The 20,668-nt window shown below is 46.4% G+C and carries 17 protein-coding genes and 3 pseudogenes; 11 read left to right on the top strand and 9 right to left on the bottom strand.

The genetic code is table 11. From position 1 onward, the window contains the following. Positions 1–267: 267 nt before the first annotated feature. The 3 genes from NIES593_RS14205 to thiS all read left to right on the top strand — a co-directional run bounded on the left by NIES593_RS14205 (position 268) and on the right by thiS (position 2,306). Positions 268–945, top strand: a complete 678-nt coding sequence (locus tag NIES593_RS14205) for a uracil-DNA glycosylase family protein (RefSeq protein WP_073600211.1) — start codon at positions 268–270, stop codon at positions 943–945. Between the two features lie 13 nt (positions 946–958). After that, positions 959–2,002 carry a thiamine phosphate synthase gene (locus NIES593_RS14210; RefSeq protein ID WP_073600212.1) on the top strand — a complete coding sequence of 348 codons (1,044 nt, stop codon included), beginning with the start codon at positions 959–961 and terminating at the stop codon, positions 2,000–2,002. Positions 2,003–2,084: 82 nt separating this feature from the next. Further along, a complete protein-coding gene (thiS, locus tag NIES593_RS14215; protein ID WP_073600213.1) occupies positions 2,085–2,306 on the top strand; it encodes a sulfur carrier protein ThiS in 222 nt (73 codons plus the stop codon). 209 nt (positions 2,307–2,515) lie between these two features. Here the strand turns inward: thiS and NIES593_RS25240 are convergent, their stop codons facing one another. The 6 genes and pseudogenes from NIES593_RS25240 to psaA all read right to left on the bottom strand — a co-directional run bounded on the left by NIES593_RS25240 (position 2,516) and on the right by psaA (position 8,895). Next, positions 2,516–2,656 (bottom strand): photosystem I reaction center subunit IX, encoded by a 141-nt coding sequence (locus NIES593_RS25240; RefSeq protein ID WP_073600214.1) that lies wholly within the window; start codon positions 2,654–2,656, stop codon positions 2,516–2,518. 54 nt (positions 2,657–2,710) lie between these two features. Further along, positions 2,711–3,190, bottom strand: coding sequence for a Photosystem I reaction center subunit III (locus NIES593_RS14225; RefSeq protein ID WP_073600215.1), 480 nt, complete (start codon positions 3,188–3,190; stop codon positions 2,711–2,713). A gap of 102 nt (positions 3,191–3,292) precedes the next feature. After that, positions 3,293–3,421 (bottom strand): annotated as a pseudogene (gene psaI, locus NIES593_RS25595) (photosystem I reaction center subunit VIII); the annotation flags it as partial. Positions 3,422–3,486: 65 nt separating this feature from the next. Continuing rightward, positions 3,487–4,056, bottom strand: a complete 570-nt coding sequence (locus NIES593_RS14235) for a photosystem I reaction center subunit XI (RefSeq protein WP_073600216.1) — start codon at positions 4,054–4,056, stop codon at positions 3,487–3,489. A 160-nt stretch (positions 4,057–4,216) separates the two neighbouring features. Beyond that, complete coding sequence (psaB, locus tag NIES593_RS14240; RefSeq protein ID WP_073600217.1) at positions 4,217–6,448, bottom strand: photosystem I core protein PsaB; 2,232 nt, start codon at positions 6,446–6,448, stop codon at positions 4,217–4,219. A gap of 83 nt (positions 6,449–6,531) precedes the next feature. Beyond that, complete coding sequence (psaA, locus tag NIES593_RS14245) at positions 6,532–8,895, bottom strand: photosystem I core protein PsaA (protein WP_073600218.1); 2,364 nt, start codon at positions 8,893–8,895, stop codon at positions 6,532–6,534. A 946-nt stretch (positions 8,896–9,841) separates the two neighbouring features. On the opposite strand from psaA, the gene NIES593_RS14250 reads away from it, so the two are divergent. From NIES593_RS14250 to NIES593_RS14260, 3 genes are read left to right on the top strand one after another with little or no spacing between them, the layout of a single operon-like run. Next, positions 9,842–11,755 (top strand): response regulator, encoded by a 1,914-nt coding sequence (locus tag NIES593_RS14250; RefSeq protein WP_073600219.1) that lies wholly within the window; start codon positions 9,842–9,844, stop codon positions 11,753–11,755. 12 nt (positions 11,756–11,767) lie between these two features. Beyond that, positions 11,768–14,371, top strand: coding sequence for an ATP-binding protein (locus NIES593_RS14255; RefSeq protein WP_073600220.1), 2,604 nt, complete (start codon positions 11,768–11,770; stop codon positions 14,369–14,371). A 51-nt stretch (positions 14,372–14,422) separates the two neighbouring features. Continuing rightward, a complete protein-coding gene (locus NIES593_RS14260) occupies positions 14,423–14,791 on the top strand; it encodes a response regulator (RefSeq protein WP_073600221.1) in 369 nt (122 codons plus the stop codon). A gap of 363 nt (positions 14,792–15,154) precedes the next feature. Here the strand turns inward: NIES593_RS14260 and NIES593_RS14265 are convergent, their stop codons facing one another. Next, entirely contained in the window at positions 15,155–15,745 is a 591-nt protein-coding gene (locus NIES593_RS14265) for a protoglobin domain-containing protein (RefSeq protein ID WP_073600222.1), read from the bottom strand. 422 nt (positions 15,746–16,167) lie between these two features. On the opposite strand from NIES593_RS14265, the gene dps reads away from it, so the two are divergent. The 3 genes from dps (at position 16,168) to NIES593_RS14280 (ending at position 17,727) form a co-directional block, all read left to right on the top strand. Beyond that, entirely contained in the window at positions 16,168–16,746 is a 579-nt protein-coding gene (gene dps, locus NIES593_RS14270; protein WP_073600290.1) for a DNA protection during starvation protein, read from the top strand. Positions 16,747–16,813: 67 nt separating this feature from the next. Continuing rightward, a complete protein-coding gene (locus NIES593_RS14275) occupies positions 16,814–17,182 on the top strand; it encodes a Rieske (2Fe-2S) protein (protein WP_073600223.1) in 369 nt (122 codons plus the stop codon). Beyond that, the gene (locus NIES593_RS14280; RefSeq protein WP_073600224.1) at positions 17,179–17,727 is read left to right on the top strand and encodes a pentapeptide repeat-containing protein; all 549 of its coding nucleotides are present in this window, start codon (positions 17,179–17,181) and stop codon (positions 17,725–17,727) included. Before NIES593_RS14275 ends, NIES593_RS14280 begins: the two co-directional genes overlap by 4 nt. 160 nt (positions 17,728–17,887) lie before the next feature. Here the strand turns inward: NIES593_RS14280 and NIES593_RS24885 are convergent. Further along, positions 17,888–18,034 (bottom strand): annotated as a pseudogene (locus NIES593_RS24885) (NADH-quinone oxidoreductase subunit B); the annotation flags it as partial. A gap of 484 nt (positions 18,035–18,518) precedes the next feature. Between NIES593_RS24885 and NIES593_RS14285 the strand changes: the two are divergent. Continuing rightward, the gene (locus tag NIES593_RS14285) at positions 18,519–19,469 is read left to right on the top strand and encodes an NAD(P)/FAD-dependent oxidoreductase (protein ID WP_073600291.1); all 951 of its coding nucleotides are present in this window, start codon (positions 18,519–18,521) and stop codon (positions 19,467–19,469) included. Between the two features lie 417 nt (positions 19,470–19,886). On the opposite strand, the pseudogene NIES593_RS14290 reads toward NIES593_RS14285, so the two are convergent. After that, positions 19,887–20,123 (bottom strand): annotated as a pseudogene (locus NIES593_RS14290) (iron-sulfur cluster biosynthesis transcriptional regulator SufR); the annotation flags it as partial. 139 nt (positions 20,124–20,262) lie between these two features. Between NIES593_RS14290 and NIES593_RS14295 the strand changes: the two are divergent. Continuing rightward, the gene (locus NIES593_RS14295) at positions 20,263–20,661 is read left to right on the top strand and encodes a response regulator (protein WP_083602450.1); all 399 of its coding nucleotides are present in this window, start codon (positions 20,263–20,265) and stop codon (positions 20,659–20,661) included. Positions 20,662–20,668 lie beyond the last annotated feature (7 nt).

The raw sequence follows: 20,668 nt of genomic DNA on the forward strand, positions 1-20,668 counted from the left end.
TAAGGTTGTTGTCATTTGCCTATGATTCCTATTCCTTTTTCAAGGTTCTTTATGATTTACATCATTATCTTAATAAAACTTCTTAGTTTTGTAAATCTTTTTAATAAAAACTATAGTTATACTAATCTATAAGCTTTTCTTATATAGCATTGGCAATGCGAGGTGAAGATCGCGTTGGTGCGATTGGTTGATTTCGGTGGTATGTTGGAAGATGCTTTGCGGCGATCTATAGTTATTGAACTAGCTCAGTAGTTACAGCTAAATCCAATGTCAGATGTAGACACTTTAATCGAACAAGTTCGACAAGAAGCAGAAAGAGAACCCTTTCCCATTGATGTAGATGTCTATAAAGCTGCTGGAAAAGAACCCACTCAACCCATACTCTATGCAGGCAATCTGAAAAGTCAGATTTGTTTTTTTGGTCGTGATTTGGGTAGGGATGAAGTGATCGCGGGGCAACCTTTGATTGGGGCGGCAGGAACTCTAGTACGCGAGGGATTTTACTGGGCAATGCACCATCAAAAACCCAAGGGAAGAAAAGATTTAAATTCGGTTTGCGATCGCGTCTTGCTAACCAATACAGTTCCCTACAAACCCCCTGGCAATAAAGCCTATGAAACAAAAGTCAAAGAAAGATTCCGCCCTTTTATAGCACGCTTATTAGTCATTCATTGGCAAGGCAATCAAATTATTACGCTGGGAACTGAAGCCTTTAAATGGTTTGCACCCTACGGCGCTAAAGGAGAGATAAATAAGTTTTTTCAAAGCAGCGATCGCTTTACATCTAAGCTCAAAGTTACCCTTACAGCCTTAGACGAGCAAGGAATACCATACCAGCGTCAAGTGACGTTATTGCCGCTGCCCCATCCTTCCCCTCTCAATCAACAGTGGTACGAAAAATTCCCCCAACTGCTTCAGGAGAGACTGAACGAATTTGAGTTTTGAAGTTAGATAAACGATGGACGAGCAATCTAACCAAAGAAAAGAACAACCGTTTGCGATCGAGCGGATCTTGGATGCAAACTTAGATCGTGCTAGAGAAGGATTGCGAATCGTAGAAGAATGGTGTCGCTTTGGTTTGAATGACACTCAACTGGCAGAAAAATGCAAGCAAATGCGACAAGAAATCGCTAGTTGGCATAGTTCGGAGTTGCGATTGGCACGAGATACATTAGAAGATGTGGGCACTGGGCTATCCCATCCCCAAGAAGAAACGCGCAGCAGTGTCGAACAAATTCTTCAAGCAAACCTGTGTCGCACCCAAGAAGCAATGCGAGTTTTAGAGGAGTATGGCAAGCTATACAAATCAGGGATGGGAGAAGCGTTCAAACAAATGCGCTATCAGGTTTATATTATGGAAAGCACATTATTAACATCCCGCCGTCGCCAGCAACTCAAGGACACTCGACTCTATCTCGTTACTTCTCCCTGCGAACAATTATTCTCCATCGTAGAAGCTGCCTTGAAAGGAGGACTGACGCTAGTTCAGTATCGAGATAAAAATACTGACGACATTGTCAGATTAGCAAACGCTCAAAAATTGCGCCAGTTGTGTCGCGATTATGGGGCATTGTTTATTATGAACGATCGCGTCGATTTAGCGTTGGCAGTCGATGCCGATGGCGTGCATCTAGGACAGCAAGACCTTCCCATTGCAGTGGCACGGCAAATATTAGGTCCTCAGCGGATTATCGGGCGATCGACCACCAATCCGCAAGAAATGGAGCAAGCGATCGCCCAAGGCGCAGATTACATCGGCGTGGGCCCTGTTTACGAAACGCCAACCAAAGCAGGCAAAGCAGCAGCAGGATTGGAGTACGTTCGCCATGCTGTCAAACATGCCCCGATTCCCTGGTTTGCGATCGGCGGGATCAATCTCTTTAATGTTAAAGATGTTATTGATGCAGGGGCAGAACGAGTGGCTGTCGTCCGCGCTATTATGCAAGCAGAAGACCCCACTAGAGTGACTCAAGTTTTTCTCTCTCAATTGATGAAAAAGTAGGAAAGAGGGAGAGATAGGGAGACTGGGGAACAAGCCGGGGGACAAGAAAGAATCAATCCAAAATACTTTCATCCAAAATCAAATGATCGATGACCAAGAACAAATCACTTTACAAGTGAATGGGAAACCGTATACTTGCCCTTCTCAGACGCGATTGCCCCAGATGCTAGAACAGTTAGGGTTAAATCCACATTTAGTGGCTGTTGAATATAATGGTGAAATTCTTCACCGACAGTATTGGGAGGAGACTCAACTGCAAGCGGGCGATCGCTTAGAAATTGTAACCATCGTCGGAGGCGGCTAATAATAACTTTTTTGTCACCAATGGTTGTTATTTTATGAGAGAATGTCCTACCTACTGGGGCAGACACTTTTTATATAAAGACTTCTAAGCTCATAAAAAGTGCCTACCTTACTAAACTAATTAGCGATTGTTAGTACCCTATTCAATAGCAAACTGTCGCGCTTTAGCAGCGATGCGAATTGTGAATTGTTTTAGTTAATCTCATGTTTTCAGGGTAGAGAATGAAAATAGGTGCCATACTGCAAACCTGGATAAAAGTAGTTCAACTCAATAAAAACGACGAAAACAATCACTAGCGACAGAATTGCCATTATGGGTGCAAGTGTCAAATATTTGAAGAAAGATTGCACAATCGAACCTCCTATTTATTGGATGAACTGATTTTATTATTTAGACTCAAGCAACTACCGAGGTGACACAGAAATCTCGCTATCTTTAGCAGTCAATTGACCAGTAATAAGTTCTTGAAAAGCTAAAACGGGCCAAAGTAAACCTTTAGCAAAAGATTGAATGGCTAAAGGAATATCGATGAAAATCTCCATCTGTTCTGGATTTTTAGACTGATTAGAAACTTGTAAATAGGAACGACCCGACCAACCTACAAAGCCAGCAAAATAGAAAAATATTCCGAAGGCAATAGCGATGTCGCCCGCGCGATCGAAACTGAGAGCTAAATGGGGCAAACCATCTTCCCCACAGAGAAGATATTCGGCATAGGCTTTACCCGGCTTATTGAAATAATAATTATCGGGAGCCTTTTTCATGCGTTCCTGATAGGCAGGTGAGTCCTTACAAGGAACGAGATGAGAAGTTTGTGCCCAAGCAGCAGGGACAAGAGTGAACCAAATAGCTAGGATTAAAACTAATGCCAGTAATCGTTTCATGATCTTTTATCCTTGTTGTTCGGTAACGCCAAATTGTTCGATAACATTAACTCGCTCAACTGAATTTTGAAATTGTTCTCTTGGGCTTTCTTCTTGAGATCCTTCTTTTTCAATCCAGAGAAAAAGTAATGCAAATACTGGGAAAGGAAGAATGTAAAAAACAAGAGGAATCATAATCCAAGGAAGCCATGAAGCAGCATAGGAACCCGTTAATTGTGTCATGTCTACCATGAGACAAATTCTCCTTTTTATCCTTTTTAATTAGTTGTCATTTGTCACTGATAACTGGTAACTGTTTAACTCGTTACCCAAGGAAGCCATTGTTGGCTCACATTAACTGCACCTCGCAGGATGGCATCCAAGTCATCAAAATTTTCGAGAAGGAGGTAGGCAAATATTGCTCCTCCCATCGATCCTAAAAAGACTCCACCTGCAAGCTGGAACCAGTCTTCTTTACTTCTCAAAGGTCTCAAGTCATCTTTGGAGTAAGAATTGTAAGAACCTTTAGGATTGTTTTGGAACATGGCAAGGGCAAAGATCGAAATTCCTAAAACTGCCGAGACGGCTATGTAAATAGCGCAAATTAAGCCGCTTAAATTGGCTCCATGTGCCGTTTCCCGTAGCGGCCCTACGACAACCTGCGGACCGACCAAAAAATAGCCATGAGCCATACCAATTTCTAGTCCTCGCATAAAGGGGGTTAGTCCAGGACGGTAGGCTGGAAGATTGCGAATGTAAGCTCTGACGATAGGAGAGTCATTAAAGGGAGTTGATAAATTGCCTTTCCAAGGGTCATTCTGATAAGGCTTAATCGGATCTAGTTCGGAATAGGCTTGAGGTAGCGATTGTGTTTCAGTTGTTGTCATATCTCTATTTCCTTTGTCGCTCTAATCTTGGAACAGGAAACCTGGTCAGTGCCCACATGACCAGGCGGTTTTTAGGAGAGAGGAGATCTCCCTAAACTTGAAGGCTGGGGTAAGGGGTAGAGTTGAGGCGATGCATTCATCTCCCTTACCCCATGACAAACTAGCCAAACCGACTAGCAGTTGAAGCAATCAAAAAGGCTCCGTAGGTGGCGATATAGCCCACTGTAAAGTGAGTTAAGCCCACCAAACGCGCTTGAACGATAGAGAGCGCAACTGGCTTATCTTTTGGATATCCAAACGAGAGCGGTGTATTTTCGTGCGCCCACATGAGGGTTTCAATCAACTCTTGCCAGTAACCGCGCCAAGTGATCAAGAACATGAAACTGACTGCCCAAGCAAGGTGTCCGAATAGGAACATCCACGCCCAAACAGCCAGGTTATTCGTACCAGCCGGATTATAGCCATTGATCAACTGGGCGGAGTTAGCCCACAGGTAATCGCGGAACCAACCCATCAGGTAGGTCGAGTTTTCATTAAATATGGCGACATTCCCCGACCAGAGGGTGAGGTGTTTCCAGTGCCAGTAAAAGGTGAGCCAACCTAAAGTGTTGAGCATCCAGAACATGGCAAGGTAGAACGCATCCCAAGCCGAGATATCGCATGTGCCACCCCGTCCGGGACCATCGCAAGGGAAAGCATAGCCGAAATCTTTCTTATCCGGCATCAGCTTGGAACCGCGAGCATCGAGCGCTCCCTTGACTAGGATCAGAGTAGTCACGTGAAGTCCGAGCGCGATCGCGTGGTGGACTAAGAAATCCCCAGGTCCGATAGGCAAGAATAGCGAGTTAGTACCACTATTAATTGCATCCAACCAACCGGGTAGCCAAACGTTGCCATAGTTGGGCCAAGCCGTCGAAGCAATACTATCGGGATTGGACAGCAGCGTACTCAGACCATAGAGAGTCTTGCCGTGGGCAGCTTGTATCCACTGGGCAAACACTGGCTCGATCAAAATCTGTTTTTCTGGTGCGGCAAAAGCGACCTCGCAATCGTTGTGGACGTATATCCCTAGCGTGTGGAAGCCCAGGAAGAGGGATACCCAGCTTAAGTGAGAAATAATCACTTCTTTGTGATTCAGCACCCGTGCTAATACGTTATCGCGATTGAGTTCGGGGTCGTAATCGCGTACCATAAAGATAGCGCCATGGGCAAAGGCCCCCACCATCAAAAATCCAGCAATGTACTGGTGGTGAGTATAAAGGGCTGACATGGCCGTGTAGTCTCTAGAGATGAAAGCATAGGGCGGCATTGAATACATATGCTGGGCAACCAGAGAGGTAATGACTCCCAAGCAAGCTAGGTGCCATCCCAACTGGAAGTGGAGCGAATTGTTGTAGTCCTCAAAAATCCCTAGGTGACCTCGACCAGTTCTGGGAGCGATAAAGAAGCCTTTCCAGCCCGGACCTTGAAGGGCATCGAGCATTTCCTTAATGTTGTGGCCGATGCCCCAGTTGGTTCGGTACATGTGTCCGGCGATAATGAATATTACGGCGATCGCTAAATGGTGATGCGCCATATCCGTCAGCCAGAGCGACTCGGTTTGGGGATGAAATCCGCCCAAGAAGGTTAAAATTGCTGTCCCCGCACCTTGAGAGGTATTAAATACATGCTCGGCAGTGTCGGGATTTTGAGCGTAGACTCCCCAATTCCCGGTAAAGAATGGTCCTAAGCCAGCCGGATGCGGTTTAGTGGTGAGAAAGTTATCCCAGCCGACGTGCTGTCCTCTCGATTCGGGAATGGCAACGTGAATGAGATGACCCGCCCATGCCAGGGAGCTAACCCCAAACAAGCCAGCCAAATGGTGGTTCAGGCGAGATTCTGCATTCTTAAACCAGCTTAGGCTGGGACGAAATCTGGGTTGCAAGTGCAGCCAGCCTGCATACAAGAAAACAGCAGCCAGCAGAATTAAGAATATTGCACCCGTATACAAATCGTTATTCGTCCGCATCCCGATGGTATACCACCAGTGATAGACACCAGAGGTACAAATATCTACTGGGTTTGAGGCTCCAGCTTGAGTATACGCTTGGATTGCTGGCGCTCCGAATTGAGCGTCCCAAATCGCGTGAGCGATAGGACGAACGGTGAGAGGATCTTTAACCCATTGTTCAAAGTTACCTTGCCAGGCTACGTGGAAGAGAATACCCGACGTCCACAGAAAGATGATGGCAATGTGACCGAAGTGGGAAGCAAAAATCCGTTGATAGAGATTTTCCTCGGTCATGCCATCGTGACTTTCAAAGTCGTGGGCAGTCGCGATCGCATACCAGATACGCCGCGTCGTTGGGTCTTGCTGTAAATCCTGGCTAAATTTGGGAAATTTTGTAGCCATAGTTTAAATCTTCGTTTTCTTTGTCAACTGCTTTTGTTAGTAGTTAGTCGAACCATTAACTATCAACCAATCACTACTAACTCTTACCCAATTGCCGCCATACGAGCTAAGAAAAACGCCCAGGTTGTCACAATTCCTCCCAGGAGGTAATGAGCGACTCCTACGGCTCGACCGTGGATGATACTCAAAGCGCGAGGCTGAATGGCTGGCGTAATTTTGAGCTTGTTGTGCGCCCAAACGATCGACTCGATCAGTTCCTGCCAATAACCGCGACCGCTAAAGAGGAACATGAGGCTGAAGCCGAAGATGAAATGTCCGCCCAAGAACAGCAAGCCATAGGCGGACAGTGCGCCACCATAAGAGGTGATAGCTTGAGTGGACTGTGCCCATAAGAAATCGCGCAACCAGCCGTTATTCGTAATCGAGCTTTGCGCCCAGTTTCCCAAAGTAATGTGGGTTATCGAGCCATCGGCATCGACCGTTCCCCACACGTCCGATTGCATCTTCCAGAAGAAGTGGAAAATGACGATCGACAGGGAGTTATACATCCAGAACAAGCCTAGGAAAACGTGATCCCAAGCCGATACTTGGCAAGTACCGCCGCGACCGGGACCGTCGCAGGGGAAGCGGAAGCCCAATTCCGATTTGTCGGGAATCAGACGAGAGTTGCGGGCATATAGTACGCCTTTGAGCAGCACCAACACTGTTACGTGAATGGTGAAGGCATGGATGTGGTGAATGAGGAAGTCTGCCGTACCCAGAGTAATGGGCATCATGGCGATTTTTCCGCCGACAGCGACGACTCCACCGCCAAAAGCATAGCTGACAGGTTCGCTCAAGCCAGGGGCTGTAGTCCCCAGTCCCGACAGTTCGATATTCCGCAGTCCGCCAAAGACATTGCCTAAGGGCTGTGCTGCTTGTCCAACCCCGACCGCTGCCGTGTGAACGTGTTGAATCCACTGGGCAAATACGGGTTGTAATTGGATGCCAGTATCTGAGAACATGTCTTGAGGGCGACCAAAAGCTCGCATCGTATCGTTGTGACAATACATGGCAAAGCTATGAAAGCCTAAAAATTGGCACACCCAAGCTAGGTGGGAAATAATGGCATCTCGGTGACGGATGACGCGATCGAGGACATTGTTGACGTTCTTGGCAGGATCGTAGTCCCGCACCATGTAGATAGCGGCGTGAGCGGCAGCACCAACGATCAGAAAGCCGCCAATCCAGACGTGATGGGTAAACAGAGATAGCACGGTGGCATAGTCCGTTGCCAAGTAAGGATAGGGCGGCATGGCATACATGTGATGAGCAACGATAATGCTCAGCGAACCTAACATCGCCAAGTTGATCGATAGCTGCGCGTGCCAAGAAGTGGTGAGGGTTTCAAAGAGACCTTTGTGACCTTCTGGACCGATAAAGCTTAAGAATGGCAGCATGTTAGGAGTTCTGGCATCATCGAGCATTTCTTTGATGCTGTGACCGATACCCCAGTTGGTTCGGTACATGTGTCCGGCAATGATAAATAGCACCGCGATCGCAAGGTGATGGTGCGCCGTATCCGACAGCCACAAGCCCCCCGTTGCCGGATTCAGACCACCTTTGAAGGTAAGAAAATCAGCATACTGACCCCAGTTGAGCGTGAAGAACGGAATCACGCCGCTGGGAAAACCCCAATTTACGTGGGGATATAGCTGCTGCATCAAATTGGGGTTGAGGATGAACTCGTGGGGTAGGGGAATTTTCTCGATGGGAACTCCGCGATCGAGCATCTGGTTAATCGGCAAGGCGACATGAATTTGGTGCCCCGCCCATCCCAGCGAGCCAAGACCGAGCAAGCCCGCTAGGTGGTGATTCAGCATTGCCTGCACGTTCTGGAACCATTCCAGTTTGGGCGCTCGCACGTGGTAATGGAACCAGCCAGCAAATAGCATCAAGGCTGCCATGACTAGCCCGCCTATAGCAGTGCAGAAAAGCTGAAACTCATTGGTGATGCCAGAGGCACGCCAAAGTTGAAAGAGACCGGATGTGATTTGAATGCCATGGAAGCCTCCCCCTACGTCGGCGTTGAGGATGTCTTGACCGAAAATGGGCCAGACGACTTGAGCGCTGGGCTTGATATGTAGGGGATCGGCAAGCCAAGCGGTATAGTTAGAAAACTTAGCGCCATGAAAATACATGCCGCTCAACCAGACGAAGACGACGGCAAGATGCCCAAAGTGAGCGGAGAAAATCTTGCGCGATACGTCTTCGAGATCGCTGGTATGACTGTCGAAATCGTGAGCGTTGGCGTGGAGATTCCAAATCCAGGTGGTGGTTTTTGGACCTCTGGCTAGAGTGCGATCGAAGTGTCCCGGCTTGGCCCAGTTTTCAAAGGAAGTGGGCACCGGATTGTTATCGACGACCACTCTTACCTGTTGCTCCGGTTTCGGAGGCGTAATGGTCATTGCAACTCTCCTTATGACGATTTGATTTTTTGCCAAAAACTCTGTCGCTAGGCAGATAAGAAATTCTCTGTCTCAGATGTTAAAGTCTGTTTAGAGCCAGATCTTGCACCTTTGACATCAACGCCTAGAATAAAGTTCTAGGCTCAAAGCTTAATTCAATTAAAATCGACTGAAATTCCTATCGGGTCTTCTTTAGAAGAATTCTTCGATCGGACAGGGCATTCATTACAAAAGCGGTTGTTGCCACTGCTGCAAGAGCGAAATTTAGACAGACTTAATCTTTGAGTTCCAAGAAATATACTTGTTGTTGGCAAACTAAAACCTATTGGAGGATAAGGGCACGAAAACATCCTCACCTGTAGAGATAAAATTGATGGTGATGAAGATATTCGGCGGTTTAGCTAAATACTTGAGAAAAAAACTAAGATTTAACCAAGGCGAGTATCTGCGCTCGTTTAGCAGCATAAATTAAAGACTCCTTACTTAGGGTTAGATTGGTTCTCTTCACAGCGGTTTCCGAGGCCAGATGCGAGAGAGAAACCTTCCGCGATCGTAACTAAAATGTTTGTTATCAAACTACTCTCGATTCAATGGATAGATTTATTTGAATGGGGTAGTTTTCTAAACATTAATGTTTTCGGTCTTTAGGAAATAAACTCCTCGATTAGAAACTTAGCAAAAACTGAGATAAGTTTGTACCAGTTCGACTTTTTTTTAACAAAAGTTTAAATAAAGTGAGTATTTGCTCATATATTTTTGCGAAAATATCAATAAATTGCTCAAAATGTAAAAAAAATTAAACTTTAATAAATTCAATTGAATTTTTAGCTAGAAAGAAAAATAAAAATATTGACTTCTTAAAATCTGAGTCAATTCTTTGTGCGATTAAACCATAGACTTTTATCAATAAAAGTCTGCGGCATTGATGCAGATAAAGTAACAAAGCATGAGAATTTTAGTAGTCGAGGACGATAAATCTATCGCCGAGACTCTCGAAAGAGTTTTAGGCGAGCAACATTACGTCGTGGATGCAGCTACAGACGGCGAAATGGGTTGGGAACTGGTAGAGGTATTTGCCTACGATTTAATCGTGCTTGACGTAATGTTACCCAAACTCAACGGAATTGAGTTTTGCCAGCGCTTGCGATCGCCTCGCGATCGCACTCCCATCTTGCTGCTGACTGCTAAAAGCTCCAGTACCGATAAAACGATGGGATTAAATGCCGGAGCAGATGATTATGTCGTTAAACCGTTCGATCTTCCAGAATTACTAGCTCGCATTCGCGTCCTGCTGCGTCGGAAAAATTCATTGATCCCTCCAGTTCTGGAATGGGGAGACTTGCGTCTCGATCCCAATACTTGCGAAGCTAGTTATGGCAGTCAGCCTCTACGCTTAACTCCCAAAGAATATCGATTGCTAGAGCTTTTTCTGCGCAACTCCCAGCAAGTGTTGACTCGCAATGCAATTCTGGAAAATCTCTGGTCGGCGGAAGAAACGCCAAGTGAAGATACGATTACCGCTCATATCAAAAGTCTGCGACAGAAACTCAAAAAGGCTGGAAGTCCGCCCGATGCGATCGCAACGGTTTATGGGATCGGATATCGGCTAAAATCATCTGCCCCAAGTAAATCGGAAGCGTCTTGTGCGCCATCTGCAACGGATAAACGCGCGATTTCTTCCTCGATCGCTATTTCCTACTCAGACGCTACGCGATCGCGGATCGCCCAGCAAACTAAATCGGGATTAAAGGTCGTTTGGGAAAAGTTTCAAGGACAGACTAAAGCGAGAGTCACCATTTTAGAACAAGCGACAGCAGCTTTGCGAGACAATGCTCTAGATGAAGACCTCCAACAACAAGCTAAAGCAGCAGCGCATAAATTGGCAGGAACCTTGGGCGTTTTTGGTTTTCCGGAGGGATCGCGTCTAGCAAAAGAAATAGAGCAGTTCTTCTCGAAGAAAACTATCGTTCCAACTCGAAGTTCCCATCTGTCTAGGCGAGTAGTAGCTCTGCGGCAGCTGTTAGAGGAATCATCTGCCACTCAGATAGCCGAACCGATAGCTCGTCATCGCTCGCCCGTTCTCCTAGTTATTAGTGACGATGCCAAAGCAGCGAGGCGTTTGGTCGAATTAGCTGTAGCATCGAAAATCCGCATTCGGCTAGTGCTAAGCTTAACAGCAGCCAAAGAGGCACTAGCTCATGGGTCTTTAGATGTAGTATTGCTGGTTTTTTCTCTGACCAATGCTGCCAAAGACAATCTCGCTGTTCTGGCCGACCTAATTAACCAAACGCCACCGACTCCAGTACTCTTCTTGACGAATAGCGATAATTTAACCGTTCGGATCGAGGCGGCTCGATTGTGCGATCGCGCTTTTTTTCAGAAACTTCAACTACCAGAACGGGGACTGGCCACAATGACCCAAGTCCTGAAGCAGATTCGCAGGAGAGTTGCCAAAGTCATGATAGTCGATGACGACCCGCAGATGCTATCCGTGATGAAAACATTACTGGAAATTTGGGGAATTAAAGTGGCAACCTTAGAAGAGACATCAAGATTTTGGGAAACTTTAGCCAAATTTTCGCCAGATTTACTTATTCTTGACGTAGAAATGCCAATTTTTAACGGTATCGAACTGTGCCAAGTCGTGCGCAACGACCCTTATTGGTGCGGTTTGCCAATTGTGTTTGTCTCAGTTCACACTGACGAGGGCACGGCAAACCAGATCTTGAGAGCGGGTGGCGACGATCGCATCAGCAAGTCTCTCATCGGACCAGAGCTGGTGAATCGCATTCTCAATCGTCTCGAACGAGTCCACACTCTACGAAGTTTAACAAACGCAAATAATCCTCAGTTGAGATAGAGACGCTCGCCGATGGTCAAACCCAAAAAATCTCCCCAAAACGCCCTCTTATCGTCTAATTCTGCCTCTGGCAGGAAGGTTGAAAAAAAACACACCGCCGCCAGCTCCACCGGGCGACAGAACCTTGATTCCCTCGCCATTCTGTTGCACCGGATGACGAATCGCATCCGTCAATCGCTGGAATTGTCGGAGATTCTCTGTGCTACTGTCGCCGAAGTCCGCGACTTTTTAGAAACCGATCGCGTAATGGTTTATCGATTCGATCGAGATGGGAGTGGAGAAGTCGTTGCCGAATCGGTACGAAAGATGCGTCTACCATCCCTGCTCGGACAACATTTCCCAGCCCAAGACATTCCAGAAGAGATTCGAGAACTCTATCTCAAAGCACGCTTGCGATCGATTGTCGATGTTACCTCGCAACAAATCGGTTTGAGTCCCCTAGATTGCCCGGAAACGGGAGAGCCATTAGCCGAGGAAGATATCCGATTTCGACCGGTAGATCCCTGTCATGCAGAATATTTGACGGCGATGGGAGTAAAATCGTCGCTGGTAATCCCGATTTTACACGGCGAGCGCCTGTGGGGGCTGCTGGTCTCTCATCACAGTTTACCGCGACGGATGACGGAGCGAGAATTGCAGGTCGTGCAGTTAGTTGCCGACCAAGTATCGATCGCGATCGCTCACGCGATTTTGCTCGAAGGAACGCGCCTTCAAGCTCGACAAGAAGCAACGATCAACCGAGTAGCGACGCTGCTGCACTCCATGACTGAGATGCAGGTGCAACAAGCTCTCGAACAAACCGTCTCCGCTCTGGAGGGAGTGGGAGGTAGAGTGTGCATTGCCCCACAACTGTTTGTCTGCGGGAAACAGCCATTGGCAACTCAGAAGTCGGAAGACAGAAGGATGGGGAGACGAAGCGATAAGAAGACTTGGGGACAATTAATCCAAAATTCTATTGAAGAGCATCCCGATTGGCAAGCATGGTTAGATAAAGAAGCTCAAGTTAGTCAAGAAAGCGAAGTTTGGGCGATCGCGGATTTACATCGAGCTTTATTGCCATCCGATTTGGCGAGTGCATTTCTGGCGGCTGGGATTCGCAGCGTGCTGATAATTCGCTTGCAATATCGGCAGCAGTTTTTGGGGTATTTGAGTATTTTTAGAGAAGCGATCGACATTGAAATTTTCTGGGCGGGAAGACCCGATGGCGACGATCCGCGCAATCTACGTCCCAGACAATCTTTTGAGACTTGGCGCGAGTTAAAGCAGGGGCAAGCGCGATCGTGGACTAGCTCGGAAATCGAACTCGCGCGATCGCTGGCAAACCACTTCGCCATGGCAATCCATCAATATGAATTATATCGACAAGTCCAGGCACTTAATGCCGATTTAGCTAAAGATATCGAAAGGCGCAAGCTTGCCGAGATCCAGATTTGTGCGTTGAATGCCGAACTAGAGCAACGAGTAGAAGAACGAACGGCCCAATTGCAGCGTGCCAATACTGAACTGATGCGGGAAATCGGAGAGCGCCAACAAGCAACAGCGTCTCTAGAACGACTCAGCCATCAAAACGAGTTAATCCTAAACTCGGCAGGCGAGGGAATCTTTGGATTGGATCTTCAGGGAAAAACCACCTTCGTCAATCCCGCAGCCGCCAGAATGCTGGGATATGAAGTCGAAGAACTCGTCGATCGATACATGCATGCGGTCTTAAAACACTCGAAGCCAGATGGAACTCCCTATCTGCCAAAAGAAAGCCCCATCCATGCCACTCTGTCCGTCGGAGAAGTCCATCACATTGCCGAGGAGATCTTTTGGCGGCGGGATGGATCTAGTTTCGCCGTCGAGTACGTCAGCACCCCAATCCGAGAACAAGGCGCGATCGTCGGTGCAGTGGTCATCTTCAAAGACATTACAGAGCGACAGATCGTAGAGCGGATGAAGGATGAATTTGTCTCTGTCGTAAGTCATGAATTGCGAACGCCCTTAACTTCTATTCGCAGCGCCTTGGGCGTACTCATGAGCGGTCGGCTCAACGCCCAACCCATCAAAAGTCAGCGCCTGCTAGAAATTGCCTTTGAGAATTCTAATCGCTTGGTGCGCTTGCTCGACAATATCCTCGATCTAGAGCGCATCAAATCCGGTAAAGTGACGATGGAAAAACGGCCTTGCCGAGCTGCCGACCTCATGGCGCAGGCGGTGGAAGTGATGCAGGCAATGGCGGAAAAAGCCGAAATCCGCCTCTGTGTCATGCCAGTACCGATTCAGCTCTGGGCAGATCCCGATCGCATCATCCAAACCCTAACCAATTTGCTCAGTAACGCGATTAAATTTTCGCCACCCAACACCACTGTTTTACTATCTGCCGAGTTGCAAGACGAGCAAACGGTCTTATTTCGCATCCAAGATCGGGGGCGAGGCATTCCTAGCGATAAATTGGAAACGATCTTCGATCGCTTTGAGCAAGTCGATGCCTCTGATTCGCGCCATCAGGGAGGCACGGGTTTGGGATTAGCTATTTGCAGAAGCATCGTACAACAGCATGGCGGTCAGATCTGGGCTGAGAGTACTCTAGGAGAAGGCAGCACTTTCTACTTCACGTTGCCCATTAGTCATTAGTGACTAATAACCAATTAATAGTCAGACTCTAATTACGAATTGGAGTTAATCATGCGTATCCTGATTATTGATGACGAAGACGATATCCGGGAAGCAACCCAGATCTGTCTGGAAGTAACAGGGGATTGGGAGGTACTGACAGCTAGTTCGGGCAGGGAGGGATTAGCCAAAGCAGCAGCCGAACAACCCGATGCTATTCTTCTAGATGTGATGATGCCCGATATGGACGGCCTGGCCACTTTGGAGAAATTGCAAGCCTCTCCGGCTACCAACAGGATTCCCGTCATTTTGCTTACTGCCAAAGCCCAGCCTGCCGAACAACGTCGATTTAGCCAGCTAGATGTAGCAGCCGTGATTCTCAAGCCCTACGATCCTTTTACGCTCTCCGACCAAGTGATCGACGCTTTAAAGACAGGATAAAATTTGACGGAAAAATTCAGGATCTAACTGTATCTAAAAACTATTTTAACCACTACTTTGCAGTCATTCTGTTTGACGACAGTTAGACAACAGCAATCCGCCCCTCGATGTTCTATCGCTGCCTCATAGAGAAAGTCGTCTTGCATACGACTGCATAACATTTGAGTTCATTAAAACTGAGATCTTGTGCTTTTTTTGACAACTGCTGTTGCAATTAATTTCTTGTCCGATCGAAAAAGTCTTTTTTAGAAGACTCGATAGGAATTTCAGTCGATTTTAATCGAGTTGGCATTAACGCCTAGAACTTGAGTTCTAGGCGTTGATGCTTGAGCAATAAGCCGGAAAATTCATTTCCTGGCGACTTTAAAAATACCCTTGCTTAGCGTAAGGATAACTCCAAAGCGTCACTTGCAAAACAATTGATTTAAACCATGCCTGGTACATCTTCTCGACTTCTTCAGAACTGTTCCCCTTCTTGGCTAAAAAGGGCTTAATTGTTGCTGTAATTGGATAGATGAAGGCAATCATGTATCGAAGTCCGATGTGAGGAACGGATTGAACGTGGTCTGTCTGACCTTTTTTTTCCTGGGTGTGCCGTAGACCAATCTCTTGCTGATAGTTTAACCAATCGCGATCGTAGGGGCGCTGACAAGTATCCAAAATCCACTGACCGAAGCGCTTGCGAACAGCCATAAGATATTCTTCAATTAGCTTTCCATCAGGCGTGCTAAAGTAACGAATTAAATGAGGATGAGAGCCGACAAAAGAGTACCACACATCAAGCACATCCTCAACCCGATCTTGAAGCACTTCACCAGCTAAGTGCAAATACTTTTCATCTTCCTCTGTAAAAAGCACGGTTTTTTTGATGAGTTCAAAGTCTTCCATCGAGATTGGGGACTTGGCTACTGTCTCAGTACCGTAGGTATAGCCAGGGATTGCTGCAGTCGTCATTTTTACCTCCTCTTAATTTGAGAGGACAATGGATTCCAGTTGAACTGGTTTTTGTGCGTCGGTGCAAACTTCTAAATTTACAGAAAATTTAGATAGTCTAAAAATTTTGTTCGATAAGCTACAGATTTTTATAATACTTTTATGATAGAGAAAAGCCAAAAAAAATTTTTTTAATTTTTGTATCAAAAATCACACATTATCTTGGCATCCGTACAACATTGAAGTAAGCAGATATACAAACTCATTACGAGTTTGGGTTTGTGAATCAAAGAAGCACGATCGCAACAGCGATCGGCTGAAGGGACTTGCTTGATCTTAAACTCGGCGATCGCGCGTTAACTGCCGATCCACTATCAAGTTAATTCATGACTACCTGGTTTAAAAAATTCTTTTTTACAAATTTATTTAAGAGGAGAACGACCATGGCACAAGTTGCACAGCAAGTTGTAAGAGATACTGGTGTCAATACCGAAGAACTGCTCAAGAAACTGGTTCGCGCAGCAGCAGCTGAGTTTACTACCTACTACTACTACACGATCCTCCGGGTAAACGCCATTGGTTTTGAAGGCGAAGGACTCAAAGAAATTATCGAAGATGCTCGCTTAGAAGACCGAAATCATTTTGAAGCGCTGGTACCCCGAATTTACGAGCTAGGCGGCGAATTGCCCAGAGATATTCGGGATTTTGCCAACGATGCCGCTTGTCCCGATGCATACCTTCCCCAGAACCCACGAGATGTCAAGGAGATGCTCAAAGTACTGGTAGAAGCCGAACGTTGCGCTATCAGAGTTTATACAGATATCTGCAATATGACTTTCGGCAAAGATCATCGCACCTACGAGCTATCCCTCGCTATCCTCAACGAGGAAATCGAACACGAAGCCTGGTTCTCCGAGTTTCTGGGCGAAGGACCCTCCGGTCATATCCGCCGGGGTTCGCCTGGGGAATCTCCCTATACTTCCCGCTTCTTGGTAGTACCCAACCACCATCAGAAAGCATAAATAAAAGCTGAAGAGAAGGGTGAAGGTTGAAGAGATTTTCAGACTTTATCCTTCGCCCTTGAATGCTATGAGCGAGTTCGTTAAAGTAGCAAAAGTCAGCGAGGTGCTTCCAGACAGTCTACTAGCTGTTGAAATTAACGGTCAGCGCCTGCTCCTAGTCAACTTAGGTCAAGAATTTTATGCGATCGATGCCCGATGTCCCCATCGAAATGGTCCTCTGGAGAAAGGGCATTTGTATGAGAACGAAGGCATTATCGAATGCCCTTGGCATTATTACCGTTATGACGTGAGGACTGGGAAAAATCTCTATCCCCGCAATGTTTATCCGGCCGATCTTACTTATTTAGAGCGAGATTTAAAACCTTTGCAACACTATCGGGTGCGGGTGGAAGGCGATGAGATCTTGGTTGAGTTTCACGGAGATCGAAAGGAATGAGCGCGAATTTTTTCTCCTTTCAAGGGAGAGCATATCAAGACGACATGGACGTGGCAGAATTGGTAAGCCGATATGCACGAGGAGAAAGGAATTTTCACGAAATCAACCTCAATGGGGTAAGTCTGTGGAAAATAAACCTCAGCGAGGCAGACTTAAGCGGAGCAGATTTGATTGGGGCAGATTTGAGTCAGGCAAACCTGAGAGGGATAAACCTCAATAGTGCTAATTTAACAGGAGCTAACCTGCAAGGTGCTAATTTAATTGATGCCAAGTTGATTCTGACAACTCTGCGCGGCGCTAATCTGGAGCGGGCAGAATTAAGTAAAGCCAATTTGACTCAGGCAGACTTAAGCTGGGCAAATCTGAGCGAAGCTAACTTAAGCGCGGCTAATTTGGGTGAAGCTAACTTAAATGGAACAAAATTGAGTTTGGTTATTCTGCGGGGAGCCAACCTGAAGCAGGCAAAAGTTGATTTAAGGAATGCAGACATACCCGACTTAAATCTAGCTTGGACGATTATGCCCGATGGCACCATCCATAAGTAAACTACTCCCGATAAATCGGGAGCTTCCTATGTGATATCAAATCTGTGTAGCGTGCGCGTAAGCGCATACGTCCTGCTCGCGAGCAGGATGTAAAGTGCTCCGCACCCGCTACGCTTTCCGCACTACTAGGTATTGCGGTTGTTTACCGGATTTAATATGACTTGCCATCGTGAATGGGAAGGATCGCTTTCATCTTATGAGCGATGCTATGGTAACGGTGGGTTGGCTGCATCGAAGCTACTCGCTCTTGGATAGATCGATCGGCAATCTTTTTTCTTAACTTCACGATCGCATCAATAATTGCCTCTATTGCTAGTTTTGCAACAAAAAAAGTTGCTAAAGCTAAGTTGCTAAAGCTAATTGTTAGCGATCGCTCTCTTGGCAGAAATTTTTAAATATTAGTATTAAAAAACTCAAGCTTATAAGAGGAAAGTGAATATAATTGCCTTATTAAAATTATTTTTCATTCATATAAGCAATAAATCGCTATCTTTGCTGTTTGACTTTAGCAAGATGAATATTGCTAAACTAGCAAGCAATGACTTAAACAACATTTTTGTTGTTTAACTAAGGATGAGATACTAAAAAGTTAAACAACGAAACGATAAGCAGGGAAAATCTAAATACTTGGAAATAATCTAAGGACTCCTGGCTGACTTTTTTCCTCGCCTTCTAACCGCTGCCGTCGTGAGGCGCGGTAGCGGTTTTCTTCAAATCAATATATGCAAGTTCAATATGTGCATGTGAAAGTCGGAGGGGCAAAACAACTAGAGTTTAGACTAAGTAGGACTATGGATTACTTTGATTACGATGTTGTCATTATTGGCGGCGGACCAGCAGGTTGTACTTGTGCCCTCTATACGGCACGATCTGACCTAAAAACAATCATCCTCGACAAAAATCCGGCGGCTGGCGCACTCGCCGTTACTCATAAGATTGCTAACTATCCCGGCGTGCGAGGTGAGGTAGGTGGCGACGAATTGCTAGAGGTAATGCGCGAGCAAGCGATTGAATTTGGCGCTGACTATAAGCGGGCACAAGTTTTCGGGATCGATGTCAGCGATTCCCAGAAAAAAGTCTATACTCCAGAAGAGACTTTTAGGTGTCGCGCACTCGTACTTGCCTCTGGCGCAATGGGTCGGGTTGCCTCGATTCCTGGCGAGTCCGAGTATTTAGGTCGGGGAGTAAGCTACTGCGCTACCTGCGATGGGGCTTTTATGCGCGATCGCGAAGTGGTCGTCGTCGGCAGCAGCGAAGAAGCTATTGAAGAAGCTCATGTACTCACGAAGTTTGCTGCTAAAATCCATTGGGTCACTCCTAAAGACCCAGCAACGCTTAATGGTCATGCCGAGAACCTACTAGCTCATCAGTCGATCAAACTCTGGAGCAAAACTCGTCTGCTGAAGATCCACGGCGAAGAAAGCGGTGTCACGGCGGTTGAAGTACTTCCCAAAGGTCGGGAGCCAATCTCAATTGCTCCGGTTGAAGGCGTTTTCATCTATCTGCAAGGTGCCAAACCAATTACAGATTTTTTAGGCGGTCAGATCGAACTGAAACCCGATGGTGGCGTTAAGGTCGATGAGATGATGCAGACTAATATACCTGGCGTTTGGGCGGTTGGCGATATCCGCAACACCCCTTTTAAACAAGCAGTCGTCGCCGCTTCAGACGGTTGTATTGCCGCGATGGCAATTGACCGCTACCTGAATCAACGCAAGAATATCCGACCTGACTGGAGTTAATGTTTTTAATAGTTTTAACAAATCGAGAACACTAATTCATGCGATCGCGTCACAAGATTTTCAGGTTTTCGCGATCGACATTCTTCTCCCCTCTCCCTATTTGGGAGAGGGGTTGGGGGCGAGGGCGATCGACTATCTGTGTCATTAATGAATGAAAAATGGTATAACCAGCATCAACGCCTAGAACTCAAGTTCTAGGCGTTAATGCCAACTCGATTAAAATCGACTGAGTCGATCGGCCGGGAAATTCATTACAAAAGCAGTTGTTGCCACTGCTACAAGAGCTAAATTGAAATGGACATAAACACTTATCCAGTCGTCTTTAGACGACTTTACCTATGAGGCAGCGATTTCAACCGCTGACTGACTGGTTGGAAAGTTAACTTCGTGTGCTGGTTTATCAGTCCCATCATATTCTCACTTAGCTCGAATCAAATAGCCACAGCAGCGATCGCCGTTATTAATCCAATGGGGTCGCTCGATCGTACAATCTGGCAAGAGAGCAGCAAACATTTCTAATTCATGAGCGCACACCACGGGAAAAAACTTGGCAACTTTTGCGATCGCGCAGTTATGCTCGGTGAGGACAAATTGATTTTGGCAGCGATCGCTTTCTAGTCGATAAAATTCTGCCATGTACCCTTCCTCTTTTTTAGAAATGGTCTTAAAGATTGAAAATCGGTAAAAAATTTCATCGGTTTTTCAGAATTTTTCTCTACCCTACAAGATAGGACTGACAAGATTTTAACGGCAGCCAACAACTTAGCCAAGCCATCGAGCTTCCTGGCATTAAATGCACATGACAACATTGCCAACCCGACGCATCCTGCTCATTAGTCAGGAAAAAGCGGTGCAGGAGATTACTCAGATTTGCCTAGAAACAGTTGCCAACTGCGAAGTCCTGACGGCAGATTCGGGCAATGAGGGAATAGCCAAAGCCGAGACTCAACAAGTTAATGCTATTCTTCTCGATCTCGACGAGATGACGGTCGATCCGGACTGGTACGCGATCGTGCAAACGCTCCAAAATAACCCAGCTACTCGGCACATTCCCGTGATTTTGTTAACCACTACGGAACACTCCAAAGACTTACCTAGATTTAATCAGACAGGAGTAAGGGCAGCAATCGCTAAATCTTTCGATCTTTTAGCTTTAGCCAGTCAAGTTGCGGCGGCGCTGGAGTGGAACTAATCCACTC

It is taken from the genome of Hydrococcus rivularis NIES-593, from assembly GCF_001904635.1.
GTDB classification, from domain to species: domain Bacteria; phylum Cyanobacteriota; class Cyanobacteriia; order Cyanobacteriales; family Microcystaceae; genus Hydrococcus; species Hydrococcus rivularis.

Bases quoted from the DNA above. Each gene is read 5' to 3' on its own strand.
- NIES593_RS14205 (WP_073600211.1), top strand. From the start codon at position 268: ATGTCAGATGTAGACACTTTAATCGAACAAGTTCGACAAGAAGCAGAA.
- NIES593_RS14210 (WP_073600212.1), top strand. From the start codon at position 959: ATGGACGAGCAATCTAACCAAAGAAAAGAACAACCGTTTGCGATCGAG.
- thiS (WP_073600213.1), top strand. From the start codon at position 2,085: ATGATCGATGACCAAGAACAAATCACTTTACAAGTGAATGGGAAACCG.
- NIES593_RS14225 (WP_073600215.1), bottom strand. From the start codon at position 3,190: ATGAAACGATTACTGGCATTAGTTTTAATCCTAGCTATTTGGTTCACT.
- NIES593_RS14235 (WP_073600216.1), bottom strand. From the start codon at position 4,056: ATGACAACAACTGAAACACAATCGCTACCTCAAGCCTATTCCGAACTA.
- psaB (WP_073600217.1), bottom strand. From the start codon at position 6,448: ATGGCTACAAAATTTCCCAAATTTAGCCAGGATTTACAGCAAGACCCA.
- psaA (WP_073600218.1), bottom strand. From the start codon at position 8,895: ATGACCATTACGCCTCCGAAACCGGAGCAACAGGTAAGAGTGGTCGTC.
- NIES593_RS14250 (WP_073600219.1), top strand. From the start codon at position 9,842: ATGAGAATTTTAGTAGTCGAGGACGATAAATCTATCGCCGAGACTCTC.
- NIES593_RS14255 (WP_073600220.1), top strand. From the start codon at position 11,768: ATGGTCAAACCCAAAAAATCTCCCCAAAACGCCCTCTTATCGTCTAAT.
- NIES593_RS14260 (WP_073600221.1), top strand. From the start codon at position 14,423: ATGCGTATCCTGATTATTGATGACGAAGACGATATCCGGGAAGCAACC.
- NIES593_RS14265 (WP_073600222.1), bottom strand. From the start codon at position 15,745: ATGACGACTGCAGCAATCCCTGGCTATACCTACGGTACTGAGACAGTA.
- dps (WP_073600290.1), top strand. From the start codon at position 16,168: ATGGCACAAGTTGCACAGCAAGTTGTAAGAGATACTGGTGTCAATACC.
- NIES593_RS14275 (WP_073600223.1), top strand. From the start codon at position 16,814: ATGAGCGAGTTCGTTAAAGTAGCAAAAGTCAGCGAGGTGCTTCCAGAC.
- NIES593_RS14280 (WP_073600224.1), top strand. From the start codon at position 17,179: ATGAGCGCGAATTTTTTCTCCTTTCAAGGGAGAGCATATCAAGACGAC.
- NIES593_RS14285 (WP_073600291.1), top strand. From the start codon at position 18,519: ATGGATTACTTTGATTACGATGTTGTCATTATTGGCGGCGGACCAGCA.
- NIES593_RS14295 (WP_083602450.1), top strand. From the start codon at position 20,263: ATGCACATGACAACATTGCCAACCCGACGCATCCTGCTCATTAGTCAG.